The organism is Verminephrobacter aporrectodeae subsp. tuberculatae (assembly GCF_026127385.1).
Taxonomy (GTDB): domain Bacteria; phylum Pseudomonadota; class Gammaproteobacteria; order Burkholderiales; family Burkholderiaceae_C; genus Acidovorax; species Acidovorax aporrectodeae.
Genome location: NZ_QZCX01000002.1, coordinates 139,562 through 153,987, shown reverse-complemented (window position 1 = coordinate 153,987; position 14,426 = coordinate 139,562). Strand labels below are relative to the sequence as shown.

Genomic DNA, 14,426 nt, shown 5'->3' with positions numbered 1-14,426 from the left:
GAGCAATCAAAACAGGAATCTGTTGTGCCAAAAAACAATGTTCCCAAGGTATTCATTTCCTATTCGCATGATTCTCAAGACCATAAAAAGTGGGTTCTTGACTTGGCCACCCGTCTTTGCAATAACGGTATTGATGCGATTCTTGATCAATGGGAACTTGGTCCCGGACAAGACTTGCTGCAATTCATGAACAAGCACTTGCGTGCAGCCAATCGGATTCTGATGATATGCACTGAAAACTACGTTAAAAAGGCCAATGATGGCACTGGCGGGGTGGGATATGAAAATATGATCATCACCGGTCAGCTGTTCAATAACACTGACTCCAACAAGTTCATCCCGTTAATCCGACAAATCGGCACTTCCACCGTACCATCGTTCTTGCAATCCAAAATACGCCTGGATTTTTCAGACAGTCAATTTGAATTCTCGTTCGATGAGCTAATCCGTTCGATTCTTGGTGCCCCGCTATACAAGAAGCCAGCCATCTCAAACAATCCATTCTCCCCTGTATCAAATACACCGGTAGAAAAGACAGGCGACGGGCTTCTGAAGCTCATGAAGATCATCGTTGAGCAATTTGAATTGCAATCCTATTCCAGCGGTGGAATTGTGCCCTCAACCTTACGCGCAAGAATGAACATTTCACGAACCTTGTTTGAGACACTCTTGGATCAAGCAGAAGAGCAGGAACTTATAGGACGATCTTATAGTTTGAACAAAAGCGAATCACTCTATCTCACTAGGAAAGGAAGGGCATATGCAATCCAACATCAACTGGTCCCCTCTGAGTAGCCCCTATCAGCCCTTTTCCCTTCTGTCTTGATATTTTTCCCGTCCTATCCTTCCCCGGCATTCAACAGCAGCTACTCTCCTTGAATTAACCGGGTTCCGGTTCCTATTGCTTGTGCCCCCCTCACCCCTCCTCCCCCTCCCCCAAAAACCCCCCGCTCTGATGCCCCCATAGCCGCGCATACACCCCACCCTGCGTCAGCAGTTGGGCATGCGTCCCTTCTTCAACAATACGGCCCGCGTCCAGGACGATCAGGCGGTCCATTGCCGCAATGGTTGACAGGCGGTGGGCGATGGCGATTACGGTTTTGCCTTGCATCAGGCCGTCCAGGCTTTGCTGGATGGCTGCTTCGACCTCGGAGTCAAGCGCGCTGGTGGCCTCGTCGAGCAGCAGGATGGGGGCGTCCTTGAGCATGACCCGGGCTATCGCCACGCGCTGGCGCTGGCCCCCGGAGAGTTTCACGCCGCGCTCGCCCACATGGGCCTCGTAGCCGCTGCGGCCTTGCAGGTCGGCCAGGCCGGCGATGAAGTCGGTGGCCTCGGCGCGGCGCGCGGCGGCGTGCAGTTCGGCTTCGCTGGCGTCGGGGCGGCCGTACAGGATGTTCTCGCGGATCGAGCGGTGCAGCAGCGAGGTGTCCTGCGTCACCATGCCGATCGCGCGGCGCAGGCTGTCCTGCGTGACCAGGGCGATGTCCTGCCCGTCGATCAGGATGCGGCCTGCGCGCAGGTCGTGAAAGCGCAGCAGCAGGTGGACCAGCGTGGATTTTCCCGCGCCCGAGCGGCCGATGAGCCCGATTTTTTCGCCCGGGCGGATGTCCAGGTTCAGGCGCTCGATGACCGGGTGGCCGGCGCCGTAGGCAAAGTCCAGGTTCTCAAAGCGCACCTCGCCGCGCGTCACCTCCAACGACCGGGCATCGGGTGCATCGACCACCGTGCGCGGGTGGGTCAGGGTGTTGATGCCGTCCTGTATGGTGCCGATGTTTTCAAACAGCATGGTCATCTCCCACATCGCCCAGTGCGCGAGGTTGGACAGGCGCAGCGTCATCGCCGTGACGGCGGCCACGGCCCCGACGCCGACTTGGCCGTGCGACCACAGCCACAGCGCGGTGCCGCAGGCGCCCAGGATCATCAGCGTCACCAGGAAGTGGTTCGTGATTTCAAACTGACTCACCAGGCGCATCTGCGCGTAGCCGGTGCGTCTGAAGGCGTCCATCGCGGCGCGGGCAAATTCGGATTCGCGCCGGGTGTGCGAGAACAGCTTCACGGTGGCGATATTGGTATACGCGTCGGTAATGCGCCCGGTCATCGCCGCACGCGCGTCGGCCTGCTGCTTGCCCATCCGGCCCAGGCGCGGAACGAAGTACGCGCAGGCCAGGCCATAGGCCAGCACCCAGAGCACGAACGGCACGAGCAGGCGCGCGTCGAAGCCGGCCAGCAGCGCCAGGATGGTGACCAGGTAAATACCCGTTCCCACGAGCACATCGACGCCGATGAAGACCATGTCGCGCAGCGCCAGCGCGGTCTGCATGATCCGGGAGGTGATGCGGCCGGCAAACTCGTCGGCGTAGAAGGCCATGCTCTGGCCCAGCATCAGGCGGTGAAAATTCCAGCGCAGCCGCAGCGGGAAGTTGATCGCCAGCAGCTGGTGCTTGATGCCGGTGTGCAGCGCCACGAGCAGCACCGAGCCCAGCATCAGCGCGCTGATGCCGATCAACGCGCCCTGGCGCTCGGCCCAGAGCCGGCCCGGGGTCGGGGTCGAGAGCCAGTCAACCACGTGGCCCAGCACCGCAAACAGCAGGGCCTCGTACACCACGACGGCCGCCGACAGGCCCGCCATCGCGGCGATGTAGCCGCGCAGGCCCCGGGTGCCATCCCACACGAAGGCCAGGAAGCCCTTGGGCGGCAGCGCGGGGTCGGCGGCAGGATAGGGGGGCAGGCGACGCTCGAAAAAATGGAACAAGGCCAAAACTCCTTGAGGGGCTGCGATGGCAGGGGCAATGGATGCGCGCGCGGCGGGTACGCGCAGGCACGCCCGCTGCGGACCAGCGCAGCGGGCGTGCCCTTCGTACCCACTCCGATCGCCTGGAAAGCCCGATTGTTCCGCAACCAGTCAAGCAAGGAGTGACAGCAGGGAAATTACCTCATTCGCCGAGCCGCGCGCGCATGGCGTCGATCACCGCCCGGTAGTCGGGCTGGCCAAAGATCGCACTGCCTGCGACAAAGGTGTCGGCGCCCGCATCCGCGACGCGGCGGATGTTGCCGGTCTTGATTCCGCCATCGACCTCCAGGCGGATGTCCTTGCCGGATGCGTCGATGCGCTTGCGCGCCGCTTCGATCTTGCGCAACGCCGAGTCGATGAACTCCTGCCCGCCAAAACCGGGGTTCACGCTCAGGATGAGGACCAGGTCGATGTCGTCGATCACCCAGTCGAGCACGTCCAGCGACTCGGTCGGGTTGAATGCCAGGCCCGGCTTCGCGCCCCGGGCGCGGATCGCCTGGACGCTGCGGTGCACGTGCACCGAGGCGTCGGGGTGGAAGCTGATGTAGTCGGCGCCGGCGTCGGCGAAGGCCTGCGCGAGCGCGTCCACCGGCTCGACCATCAGGTGCACGTCCACGGGAGTGGCCACGCCGCTCGCCGTTCGGGCATGCGGCCTGAGCGCCTGGCACACCATGGGGCCCAGGGTGAGGTTGGGCACGTAGTGGTTGTCCATGACGTCAACGTGGATCCAGTCGGCGCCGGCGGCGATGACCTGGCGCAGTTCTTCGCCCAGGCGGGCGAAGTCGGCGGAGAGGATGGAGGGGGCGATGCGAAAGCGGCTCATGCCCGATTGTCACGAAATGCCGGGGCAAGTAAAGAAGCCCAAGGACCCCGCAGGCCAGGGACTCCGGGTATCGCCCCCCCTTGACCTGTGAGGGAGATGCGCCGCAGGCGACTCGGGGGTGTTTCCCAGCAGCCGCGTCCACGGTTACCATGCGCCCCATGCCAAAGTATCAGTTTGACGTGCAAGTGCTGCCCGAATACCTGCCCGAGCAGTCTGCGCCGGACTCCGGGGTGTTCGGCTTTGCCTACACCATCACCATCACCAACTCGGGCCAAGGCCCGGCGCAGCTGATTGCGCGGCACTGGATCATCCGCGACGCGCACGGCCATACCGAGGAGGTCAAGGGCCTGGGCGTGGTCGGGCAGCAGCCCCTGCTCAAGCCCGGCGAAGCCTTTCAGTACACCAGCGGTTGCCGGCTGCGCACGGCCAGCGGCACCATGCAGGGCACGTTCCATTGCGTGGCCGAAGACGGCGCGCCCTTCGACACCCCGGTGCCGCTGTTCGTGCTCGATGCCTCGGATGCGCCGGACCCCCGCGCGCCGGACGCGCTCCCGAATGGACGGGTACTGCATTGAAGCACCGGGCGACGACCGACCTGGCCACCCTGCTGGCCGCGCTGGACCCCGAGGCCGACCTGGCGCAACGCCACCTGTGGCTCATCGAACTGCTGGACTGGGTGCGCGGCGCGCGCGACAGCGTCCCCGCCACCGTGGCCCGGGTGCAGGAATTTCTGGACGCCGTCCAGGCCCGACCCGACATCCGGCTGCGCTGGCAGGCCTGGTGGGCTGCCTTGCTCGACCGGGTGGACATCACGACCTTGCTCGCCGATTTCGGATTCGCCCCGCGCACCGGGCTGCTCAGCGAAATGGCCGAGCGCCTGCGCACCCGGCTGCTGCCGGCCAGCCCCGAGACCCTCGACGCGTCGGAACTCTTCATGCTGGCCCTGCCCTGCGGGTTCGACGCGCAATGGCTCGCGGCGCTCGGAGAGGCCCCGCTGCAGCGGCTTGCCGAGTTGCTCACGCCCGCGGCAGGGGCCGCAGCAGACACTGCGCGGGCGACGCGCTGGCAGCAGGCGCTGCTCGACGCCATCACCTACTGCGCGGGGCAGATTCTGGCCACCGGCTTTGTTCCGGAGATGCGCCTGCGCATGAGCGCATCCGCGCGCGCGGCGCAGCCCTTCCACATGCTCATCCACGACGTGGAAGACCTGCGCGTGCAGCTGCTGCATGCGCAGCGCAACCCCGAGCACATCGAAGCGGCCGCGCAGCGCCTGCGCGAACGCCTGGAGGCCTGCCGCGCGGCCGCAGCCACCGTGTACGCGCATTTCGAGGAGAACGGCGTTTCCGTGGGCCTGGTGTTTCGCCTGCGGCAATTGCGCGTGCGCATCCTGCGCGTGCGCGAACTGCTCGACTGCCTGCTCTCGCCCCGGCCCGCGGCGGCGGCCGCACGCCTCATGGTGCGCCTGGTCGTGGTGGGGCAGGAGCGGCGCAGCCTGCGCGCGCTGCTCGCCGCGAACTCCTCGCTGCTCGCCGCGAAGGTGGCCGAGCGCAGCGCCGAAAGGGGCGAACACTACATCGCCCGCACCGGCGCCGAGTACCGCACCATGCTGCGCAAGGCCGCGGGGGGCGGGGCCCTGATGGCCGGCACCACGCTGATCAAGCTCTGGCTCCATGCGCTGGCGCTGTCCGCGTTCTGGGGCGGCTTCCTGTCCGGGGTGAATTTCACGCTCAGCTTCGTGCTGATCCAGCTGCTGCATTTCACGGTGGCCACGAAGCAGCCGGCGATGACGGCGCCGGCCATGGCCGTGAAGCTCAAGGAGCTGGGCGCGAGCGACGCCATCGAGTCCTTCGTCGACGAGATCGCGCACTTGGTGCGCTCGCAGGTGGCGGCCATTTTGGGGAACATGCTCGCGGTGCTGCCCGCGGTGCTCGGGCTGGCCGCGCTCATCGCCTGGGCCAGCGGCAGCCCCATCATGAACCGGCAGCAGGCCGAGCAGGCGCTCGCCTCCCTGCACCTGCTCGGTCCCTCGCTGGGGTTTGCCGCGTTCACCGGCGTGCTGCTCTTTGCCTCGAGCATCGTCGCGGGCTGGGCGGAGAACTGGTTCGTGCTCAACCGCCTGCACTCGGCCCTGCACTACAACCCGCGCATCACCCGGCGGCTCGGCACGCAGCGGGCCGCCCGCTGGGCGTGCTTTCTGCGCGAGAACATCTCGGGCTTTGCAGCCAGCATCTCGCTGGGCTTCATGCTCGGCCTGGTGCCGGTGTTCGCCAAGTTTTTCGGAATCGGCCTGGACGTGCGCCACGTCACCCTGTCCACGGGCCAAGTCGCCGCCGCCAGCGCCGTGCTCGGCCCGCAGGTGCTGCATCTGCCGGCCTTCTGGTGGGCCGTGGCGGCGCTGCCCCTGTTCGGCGCGCTGAATGTGTCGGTGAGCTTCTACCTGGCCTTTCGCCTGGCGATGCGCGCGCAGAACGTCAGCGGCGTGGACCGCGCGCGCATCTACGCGGCCATGCGCGCGCGCATGCTCCGCGCGCCCTGGGGCTTCTTCCTTCCCGCCCGCCGTGCACGCCCTTAAAAATCCGCACCGCGAGCAGGGGCAGGCGCCGTTCCTGCCTCGTACGGGAAAACCCTGTAAATTCGGGCCCAGGCGCTCTGCGCCCGCTCCTTCACCGCGTCGGCCGCTCCCCGGCCGGCGCAAACCGGGCATGACATGAATGAAATCCTGAGCTTCTGGGCGCAATGGCTGCGCCCCTCGGCCGGCCTGCCCACCGTGCAGTGGTCGCTGCTGCTCGCGGTGGCGGCCATGGTCGGCTACCTCGTGCAGCGCCACACGGGGCTGCCGAAGATGGTCGGCTACTCCCTGGTGGGCACCGTCGCGGGCCTGGCGGGTTTCAGCGGCGCCGTCTGGCCGTTGCAGGGAATCAGCCTGTTCCTGCTGGAGCTGGCCGTGGCCATCGTGCTGTTCGAATGCGGCGGGCGCATCCCGCTGCGCTGGTTCCGGCACAACCCGATGGTGCTCGTGCAGAGCATTGCCGAATCGGTGCTGACCTACTTTGCCGTGTACTGGACGCTGATCTGGCTCGACCTGCCCGTGCAGGTCGCGGGCCCGCTGGCGCTGGTGGCGCTGGCCGCGTCGCCCACGGTGCTCACCCGCGTGGTCGCAGACACCCGCGCCGCCGGCCCCGTGACCGAACGCGCCATCGTCCTGACCACGCTGTCCACGCTGTACGCGCTGACGCTGGGCAGCGCCCGCGCGGAGGTCATCGACCGCAAGGGCCTGACGCTGCTGGAGAGCATCTACCCCGTGGTGGTGGTGCTCGGCGTGTCCATCGTCGTGGCGACGGTGCTGGCCCTGGCGCTGCGCACGGCGCTGCGCCTGATGAGCCCGGCGAGCGAAAACACCTCCATGCTGTTCCTGGCGCTGGTCGCCGCGGGAACGGCCGTGGCCGCGCACATGGGCGGCTCGGCCCCGCTCGCGGCGCTGCTCGGCGGCATGCTGCTCAAGCAGCTCAACCCGCGCCCCTGGGCCTGGCCGCACCAGCTGGGCAACGCCTCGTCGCTGCTCACCATGCTGATGTTCGTGCTGGTCTCCACCGTGGCCGCGCAGGCCGCCTGGAACGCGCCGGTGGCCGGCGTGGTGCTCGCGCTGATCGCCGTGCGCCTGCTGGCCAAGGTCACCGGCGTGGCGCTGGGCAACGTGGGCAGCGGCGCGAGCTGGAAGCAGGCGCTGTGGGTGGGCTGCGCGATGACGCCGATGTCGGCGATTGCGCTGCTCATCGCGTCGCGCTTCGTGCAGGCCGCGCCCGCCACCGGCCAGGCAATCGCCGGCGTGACGCTGCCCGCGATCCTGCTCATGGAGATGCTCGGCGCGATCATCGCCAGCTTCGCCATCTACCGCGCGGGCGAAAGCGCCAAACCCTGGGCGCCCCGCGGCCCCGACGGAGACGGTCATGGGTCTTGAAGCCTTCAGCCACTCGGAGCCGCTGACGCTGGGCGTCGAGCTCGAACTGCAACTGGTGAATACCAACGACTACGACTTGGCGCCGTACGCCGAGGACATGCTGCGCCTCATGAAGAAGACCCCGCTGCCCGGCAGCGTGGTGCCCGAGATGACGAACAGCATGATCGAAATCTCCACCGGCGTCTGCCACTCGTGCAGCGAGGTCCTGGGCCAGCTCACGCTGATCCGCAACGCGCTGGTGAAGAGCGCGGACAAGCTCAACATCGCCGTGCTCGGCGGCGGCACGCACCCCTTTCAGCAATGGCACGAGCGGCGCATCTACGACAAGCCGCGCTTTCGTGAGCTGTCCGATCTGTACGGCTACCTGTCCAAGCAATTCACCATCTTTGGCCAGCACGTGCACATCGGCTGCCCCGACGCGAACGCCGCGCTGCTCATGCTGCACCGCATGTCGCGCTACATCCCGCATTTCATCGCGCTGTCGGCGTCCAGCCCGTACGTGCAGGGGCAGGACACGGCGTTCGACTCCGCGCGACTGAACTCGGTGTTTGCCTTCCCGCTGTCGGGCCGCGCGCCGCTCGCGCTGACCTGGGAGGACTTCAACGCGTACTTCGAGAAAATGGCGCGCACCGGTGTGGTCAAGAGCATGAAGGATTTTTACTGGGACATCCGCCCCAAGCCCGAGTTCGGCACCGTCGAGATCCGCGTGTTCGACACGCCGCTGACCATCGAACGCGCCGCCGCGCTCGCCGGCTACGTGCAGTCGCTGGGCGCCTGGTTCTTGGCCAGCCAGCCCTTCATGCCCGAAGAGGACGACTACCTCGTCTACACCTACAACCGCTTTCAGGCCTGCCGCTTCGGCATGGACGCGGTGTACGTCGAGCCGGCCACGGGCAAGCACATGCCGCTGCGCGAACACATCCTCAGAACCATGGACCAGATAGCCGAGCACGCCGCAGCGCGCGGCGCGTCGAACGCCCTGCACATGCTGCGCACCGAAGTCGAGGCGGGCCAGAACGACGCACGCTGGCTGCGCGAATGCCAGCGCACGCAGCAACTGCTCGCCGAAGTCAGCCGCCAGGCCGCGCGGCGCTTTCGCGGCGTGCCGCTCTGAGGCCGAGCGGGGCGCGGCAGGAATGCATGATCATGTGCGTCAAAATTTGAATGCAAATCTTTCTCGTTTGTATTTATAATTTTTCGCATCCTCCCTTTCTCGAAAAACGGCGCCGCCACTGCACCACCGATAGGCCGGACACATGTTTCAGGAGCACCCCCCATGACTTACGCAGCACCTGCGCGACCCAACAGGAATTGGCTCGTCATTGGCATCCTCGCCTTTCTGGTCCAGGGCGGGTGGACACTCTGGGTCAACCTTCCCCATGGACTGGGCCGATCCGCAATTTCGGCCGCGATGCAGGGGCTACTCAGCGGTGTCAGCGCGAGCGTGATGACGCTGATCATGGAGTGGATCTACCGCACGCTGTCGCCATCGCCGTTGCGCCCGATCGCAAGCGCCCTGGGCCCGATCCTGCTCATGGCCGGCGTTCTCTATGCCGTGCATCGTGTGATCGGTACGCCGGAGATCGCGGCAACGATGGCGCTTCCGATGATTGCCATCGTGGCCTACGCCATCGTCTACACCGCCAAGCTTTCGCGTCGCAGCCGCAGCGCGACCGTGCCCACGACAAAGAAAACGCCATAAGCCGGGCCACCGCTCCACGGCCCGCACCTGCTGCCACCCGATTGCCCGGCGGCAGGCCGCGCAGTTACCATCGCGGGCGCAAGCCCCCCAACACCCCCAACCACCGCAGGCGTGCCCCATGAAAATCTACTTCGCCCCCTTCTCGCCCTATGTGCGCAAATGCCTGGTGACGGCGCACGAGCTCGGTTTGAGCGAGCGTGTGCAGTTGCTGCCCGCGAACGCGAATCCGGTGCAGCGCGACCAGGAACTCATCGCGCAGAACCCGCTGGGACAGATCCCGACCTTTCTCACCGACGAGGGCAGCGTGCTGTACGACAGCCGCGTGATCTGCGAGTACCTCGACGCGCTCGGCGGCGGCACGCTGTTCCCGCGCAGCGGCGCGGCGCGCTGGGATACGCTGACGCTTGCGGCGCTGGGCGACGGCGTCCTCGACGCGGCGCTGCTCGCGCGCTACGAGGATGCGGCCCGGCCCGAGGCGCTGCGCTGGGCCGCGTGGCGCGCCGGGCAGTTGGACAAGGCCGAGACCGCGCTGGCGCACCTCGGCGCGCACCCCGCGCTGCTCGCACCCGGCCGCGTCGACATCGGCACGCTGACCGTCGCCTGCGCGCTCGGCTACCTCGACGTGCGCTTTGCCGAATTCGACTGGCGCAGCCGCCACGCGGCGGTGGCGCAGTGGTACGCGGAGTTTTCCCAGCGGCCGTCGCTGCGCGCCCGCTGGACGCTGTAATCAACGGCTGGTGTCGGCCCCCTCAAAGGGGTGACTCGGGAGTGCTCTGCGTCACCGCTCCAGCCACCACTGAATCACCACCTTGGCCAAGAACCCCAGAAAGCCCACACCCAGGCCCAGGAACAGCACAAAGGTGCCAAAGCGCCCCGCCTTGGACTCCCACGCCAGCTGGCCGATGATGAACAGCATGTACAGGATGAACGCCCCCACGCCGTAGGTGAGGAAAAAGCCCGCGATCTGCGCCTCGGTAAAGCCGAAGATCACGCTGCCCCTCCATCACCACCACCCGTCCCGCCGCCGCGTGCGGGCGCAGGCGCGTCGCGCAGCGGCAGATGCGCTGCATCGACCAGGTCGCGGTAGGCATGCCAGCTGGCGTGGCCCAGCAGGGGCATGACGGCGATCAAGCCGAGCAGCAGCGACCCCAGGCCGAGCAGCGTGAACCCCAGGATCAGCGCGGCCCAGAACGCCATCGGCAGCGGATTGCCGAGCACCGCCTGCCAGCTCGTGAGCACGGCCTGGAGCAGGCTCGCGCGGCGGTCCAGCAGCAGGGGCATGGCGACCACGCTGGACGCAAAGATCGGTGCGGCCATGAGGCTGCCCAGCGCCAGCCAGAGTTCAAACAACCAGCCGTCCCCGGCCAACACCACGTGGCGCAGAAAATCCAGCGGCGTCAGGACGGGAACGGGCGCAAGCAGTGTGATGAGCGCGGCGGAGGTCACGACCCAGCCCGTCGCTGCGAGCGCCAGCAAGGCGCCGAACTGCGCCATGCACCAGTAGTCGCGGCCCCATTTGTCGACATGGCCGTCCTGCCAGTTGAGCCACGTCCTGAGCACCACGCCCGTGTTCGCCGGTTCCCCGCGCTCGAGCGCGCGGCTCAGCGCGTACAGGCTCGCGGCCAACGCGGGAGCGACCACCAGAAAACCCGACAACGCGCCCGCCAGCAGCCAGAACCGGTTGTGCGCTACCGCAAGGATGAGCGCACCAAACAGCGCAAGCGCCAGGCCATGCGCAAAGCTGATCCAGCCCGCGCGGGCCATGTCGCGCCAGGCCAGGGCCAGCCACGCCAGGGGCTGCATCAGGCCGATCGTGCGGATGGCGGGCAGGGCGCAGGGATGGCGGGGCATGGCTTGGCGGGTCGGCGCGCGACGGGTGGAGTGTCGCGGCATCGGCCCGCGGGATCAAGCCATGCGCGCGCGGCAGCGCGCCAAAGCCTTGATCCAGGACAAGATTCCGTGCCCTTGCATGGACGGGGGCGGGCGACGGCGCGCAGCTCAGGCCGGCGGCGGCGGCGCAGCCAGTTTGCGCGCCGCCCAGCGGCGCAGCAGGCGCGGCAGGATGAGCAGCGCGAGCACGACGACGATCAGCGCCAGCGAACCCGGGCGCTCCAGAAAGATCGACCACCGGCCTTCGCCAATCGACACGGCGTTGCGCAGCTGCGCCTCGGCCAAGGGCCCGAGGATCATGCCCACCACCACCGGCGCGGCCGGAAAATCGAAGCGGCGCATCAACACCCCCAAGAGGCCCATCGCGTACAGCAGCACCAGGTCGAACGCGCTCTGGCGCATGCCGTACACGCCCAGCGTGGAGAACACCAAAATGCCCGCGTACAGATAGGGCTTGGGAATATTCAGCAGCTTCACCCACAGGCCCACCAGGGGCAGGTTCAGGATGAGCAGCATCACATTGCCGATGTACATCGAAGCGATCAGCGCCCAGACCAGCCCCGCGTTGGTGTCGAACAGCTGCGGGCCGGGCTGTATGCCGTAGTTCTGGAACGCGCCGAGCAGGATGGCCGTGGTATTGGACGTGGGAATCCCCAACGTGAGCAGCGGAATCAGCGTCGCCGTAATGGCCGCGTTGTTCGCCGCCTCGGGGCCGGCAACGCCCTCGATGGCGCCGGTGGTGCCGAACTCCTGCGGGTAGCGGCTCAGCTTCTTTTCCGCCGCGTAGCTCAGAAAGGTGGGAATCTCGCTGCCGCCCGCGGGCACGGTGCCGAACGGAAAACCGATGGCCGTGGCGCGCAACCAAGCGGGCCAGGAGCGGCGCCACTCCTGCCGGGTCATGTGCGTGCCGCTCAGGCGGTTGCGGGTTTCCTGCGTCCGGCCCTCGTACATCACGTTGTACAGAGCCTCGCCCACGGCAAACAGCCCCACGGCGATCAACACCACCTCGATGCCGTCCATCAACTCGGGAACGCCGCCCGTGTAGCGCGCCTGCCCGGTAATCTGGTCGATTCCGACAAGCCCCATGGCCAGACCGACGAACAGCGCCACCATGCCGCGCAGCGTGCTCCTGCCGAGCACCGCGCTCACGGTGGTAAAGGCCAGCACCATCAGCATGAAGTATTCGGGCGGCCCCAGCCGCACCGCGTACCGCGCCACCAGCGGCGCACAGAACGTGACCAGCACGGTGGCAATGCTGCCCGCAACGAACGAGCCGATCGCCGCCGTGGCCAGCGCCGCGCCGGCGCGCCCGTTGCGCGCCATCTTGTTGCCCTCCATGGCCGTGACCATGGAGCCCGCCTCGCCCGGCGTGTTCAGCAGGATCGACGTGGTCGACCCCCCGTACATGGCGCCGTAGTAGATGCCGGCAAAAAAGATCATCGAGGCCGTGGCCTCGACCTTCACCGTAATGGGCAGCAGCATGGCCACGGCCACGGCCGGGCCAATGCCCGGCAGCACGCCCACTGCCGTGCCGATCATGCAGCCCAAAAAGGCCCACAGCAGGTTCATGGGCGTTGCCGCAGTGGCAAAACCCTGCATCAGGAGATTCAGCGTTTCCATGGCGTGCAGACCCTACAGCCACCCTGTGCTGGTCAGGCCGGGCAGGTTGATGGCGAGCAACTGCGCAAACATCCAGAACACCGGGGCAGCCAGGGCCACGCCGATGAGGAAGTCCACGACCCAGGCGCGCAGGCGCAGGTCCAGCCGGCCTTCGGAACTCTTGAAACCCCGCACCGACAGCACGAAGCACAGCGCGCAGCTCAGGATGAAACCGATCCGGGTGATCAGCAGGGCATTCAGCAGCAAGCCGGCCGACACCCAGACAAAGCCCGGCCAGTGCGCACGCGCTTCGCCGGAGCTTTCCTCCAGATCACGAAAGCCCCCCGTGAGCGCCTGCACCACGCAGAGCGCGCCGCAGACCAGCAGCGCCACGCTGACCACCCAGGGGAGGAAGTTCGGCCCCACGCCGCCATAACCCGCCTCGGCGCTGACCGAACTCGCGCCCCAGGCCAGAAACAGCGCAAGCGCCACCAGCCCCGCCCCCACCAGGGTCTGCAAGGGCCTGGAGTGCGATGAATGTCGTTGTGTCATATGTCTCCCCGCCTGCCACTCAGATCATCCCGGATTTGGCCATCGTGGCGCGCAGGCTGGCGAACTGCGCGTCCACGAAGTGGGCAAACTCGTCGCCCGCGAGCCATGCGGGCGTCCAGCCGTTCCTGTCCATGGCGTCCTGCCAGGACTTGTGCTTGACGGTCCTGGACAGGGCGTCGATCAGCGCCTTGCGCTGCGCGGCCGTGATTCCCGGGGCACCGTACACGCCGCGCCAGTTGCCGATTTCCACGTCGATGCCCTGCTCCTTGAGCGTGGGCACGTTCACCCCCTTGAGGCGGACGTCCGAGGTCACGCCCACGGCGCGCATCTTGCCGGTCGCGATGTACTCGGCAAACTCGCTGTAGCCGCTGCCGCCCACGGTGACGTTGCCGCCCAGGACCGCGGCCGTCGCCTCCCCGCCCCCACGGAACGCCACGTAGTTGATCTTCGCCGGGTCCACCCCCACCGCGCGGGCGATCATGGCCGCGGCAATGTGCTCGGTGGAGCCGCGCGAGCCGCCGCCCCATTTCACGCTGCCCGGGTCCTTTTTGAGCTGTCCGACCACGTCCTGCATGGTCTTCAGCGGCGAATCGACGGGCAGCACGAACACGTTGTATTCGCTCGTCAGGCGCGCCAGCGGCGTGACCTTGTCCAGACCCACAGGGGGCTTGCCCGTGATGAGCCCGCCGAGCATCACGGCGCCCATCACCATCAGGGCGTTCGGGTCGCCCTTGCTCGCGTTGACGAACTGCGCCAGGCCAATCGCCCCGGCAGCGCCGCCCTTGTTGTCATACGACACCGACGTTGCCGCACCCGCGTCCTGCATCGCCTTGCCCAGGGCGCGGCCGGTGGCATCCCAGCCACCGGCCGGGTTGGCAGGAATCATCATCTTCAGGGCCAACGCCGTCTGGGCCGGCGCGGGCAACGCGCCCGCGGCAGCCAGGGCGGCCAGTGACTTCAAAAAACCATCGCGACGCATGGAGCCTCCAGAGCAAGATTTGCAAACCATCCAATGATGCGCGATCCCGCATGGCAAACGACCCCCTCGGCCCCCAGGGAAAACACCTACGCAGCAGGCGCAGCGACCGGCATGGGGCGGGACCATCTGTTG

The 14,426-nt window shown here is 66.9% G+C and carries 14 protein-coding genes; 7 read left to right on the top strand and 7 right to left on the bottom strand.

Annotation, left to right across the window (positions count from 1 at the left end; genetic code table 11):
- The first annotated feature begins 24 nt into the window (after positions 1-24).
- Positions 25-795 carry a toll/interleukin-1 receptor domain-containing protein gene (locus D5041_RS08725; protein ID WP_265284450.1) on the top strand — a complete coding sequence of 257 codons (771 nt, stop codon included), beginning with the start codon at positions 25-27 and terminating at the stop codon, positions 793-795.
- A gap of 121 nt (positions 796-916) precedes the next feature.
- Here D5041_RS08725 and D5041_RS08720 read toward each other — a convergent pair whose 3' ends face one another.
- On the bottom strand, positions 917-2,752 hold the full coding sequence (locus D5041_RS08720) for an ABC transporter ATP-binding protein (protein ID WP_265284448.1): 1,836 nt from the start codon (positions 2,750-2,752) through the stop codon (positions 917-919).
- A gap of 181 nt (positions 2,753-2,933) precedes the next feature.
- A complete protein-coding gene (gene rpe, locus D5041_RS08715; protein WP_010106150.1) occupies positions 2,934-3,614 on the bottom strand; it encodes a ribulose-phosphate 3-epimerase in 681 nt (226 codons plus the stop codon).
- 158 nt (positions 3,615-3,772) lie between these two features.
- Between rpe and apaG the strand changes: the two genes are divergently transcribed.
- From apaG to D5041_RS08685, 6 genes are all read left to right on the top strand, one after another.
- Positions 3,773-4,189: a Co2+/Mg2+ efflux facilitator ApaG/CorD gene (gene apaG, locus D5041_RS08710; protein ID WP_029554491.1), complete on the top strand. Its 417-nt coding sequence runs from the start codon at positions 3,773-3,775 to the stop codon at positions 4,187-4,189.
- Entirely contained in the window at positions 4,186-6,186 is a 2,001-nt protein-coding gene (tlpB, locus tag D5041_RS08705) for a transporter-like protein TlpB (protein WP_265281834.1), read from the top strand. Before apaG ends, tlpB begins: the two co-directional genes overlap by 4 nt.
- Before the next feature lie 135 nt (positions 6,187-6,321).
- A complete protein-coding gene (locus D5041_RS08700) occupies positions 6,322-7,572 on the top strand; it encodes a cation:proton antiporter (protein WP_265284446.1) in 1,251 nt (416 codons plus the stop codon).
- Positions 7,562-8,686 carry a YbdK family carboxylate-amine ligase gene (locus D5041_RS08695; protein ID WP_265284445.1) on the top strand — a complete coding sequence of 375 codons (1,125 nt, stop codon included), beginning with the start codon at positions 7,562-7,564 and terminating at the stop codon, positions 8,684-8,686. The genes D5041_RS08700 and D5041_RS08695 overlap by 11 nt, the downstream gene beginning before the upstream one ends.
- A gap of 162 nt (positions 8,687-8,848) precedes the next feature.
- Positions 8,849-9,274: a hypothetical protein gene (locus D5041_RS08690; RefSeq protein ID WP_010106161.1), complete on the top strand. Its 426-nt coding sequence runs from the start codon at positions 8,849-8,851 to the stop codon at positions 9,272-9,274.
- Between the two features lie 118 nt (positions 9,275-9,392).
- Complete coding sequence (locus D5041_RS08685) at positions 9,393-10,001, top strand: glutathione S-transferase (RefSeq protein ID WP_265281851.1); 609 nt, start codon at positions 9,393-9,395, stop codon at positions 9,999-10,001.
- Positions 10,002-10,052: 51 nt separating this feature from the next.
- On the opposite strand, the gene D5041_RS08680 is transcribed toward D5041_RS08685, so the two are convergent.
- The 5 genes from D5041_RS08680 to D5041_RS08660 form a co-directional block, all read right to left on the bottom strand.
- Positions 10,053-10,265 (bottom strand): DUF2788 domain-containing protein, encoded by a 213-nt coding sequence (locus D5041_RS08680; RefSeq protein WP_010099644.1) that lies wholly within the window; start codon positions 10,263-10,265, stop codon positions 10,053-10,055.
- Positions 10,262-11,125 carry a DUF2189 domain-containing protein gene (locus D5041_RS08675; RefSeq protein ID WP_010099642.1) on the bottom strand — a complete coding sequence of 288 codons (864 nt, stop codon included), beginning with the start codon at positions 11,123-11,125 and terminating at the stop codon, positions 10,262-10,264. The genes D5041_RS08680 and D5041_RS08675 overlap by 4 nt, the downstream gene beginning before the upstream one ends.
- Positions 11,126-11,272: 147 nt before the next feature.
- On the bottom strand, positions 11,273-12,784 hold the full coding sequence (locus D5041_RS08670) for a tripartite tricarboxylate transporter permease (protein ID WP_265284444.1): 1,512 nt from the start codon (positions 12,782-12,784) through the stop codon (positions 11,273-11,275).
- A gap of 12 nt (positions 12,785-12,796) precedes the next feature.
- Positions 12,797-13,315 carry a tripartite tricarboxylate transporter TctB family protein gene (locus D5041_RS08665; protein WP_265257627.1) on the bottom strand — a complete coding sequence of 173 codons (519 nt, stop codon included), beginning with the start codon at positions 13,313-13,315 and terminating at the stop codon, positions 12,797-12,799.
- A 19-nt stretch (positions 13,316-13,334) separates the two neighbouring features.
- Positions 13,335-14,294: a Bug family tripartite tricarboxylate transporter substrate binding protein gene (locus D5041_RS08660; RefSeq protein ID WP_010099636.1), complete on the bottom strand. Its 960-nt coding sequence runs from the start codon at positions 14,292-14,294 to the stop codon at positions 13,335-13,337.
- Positions 14,295-14,426: the final 132 nt, after the last annotated feature.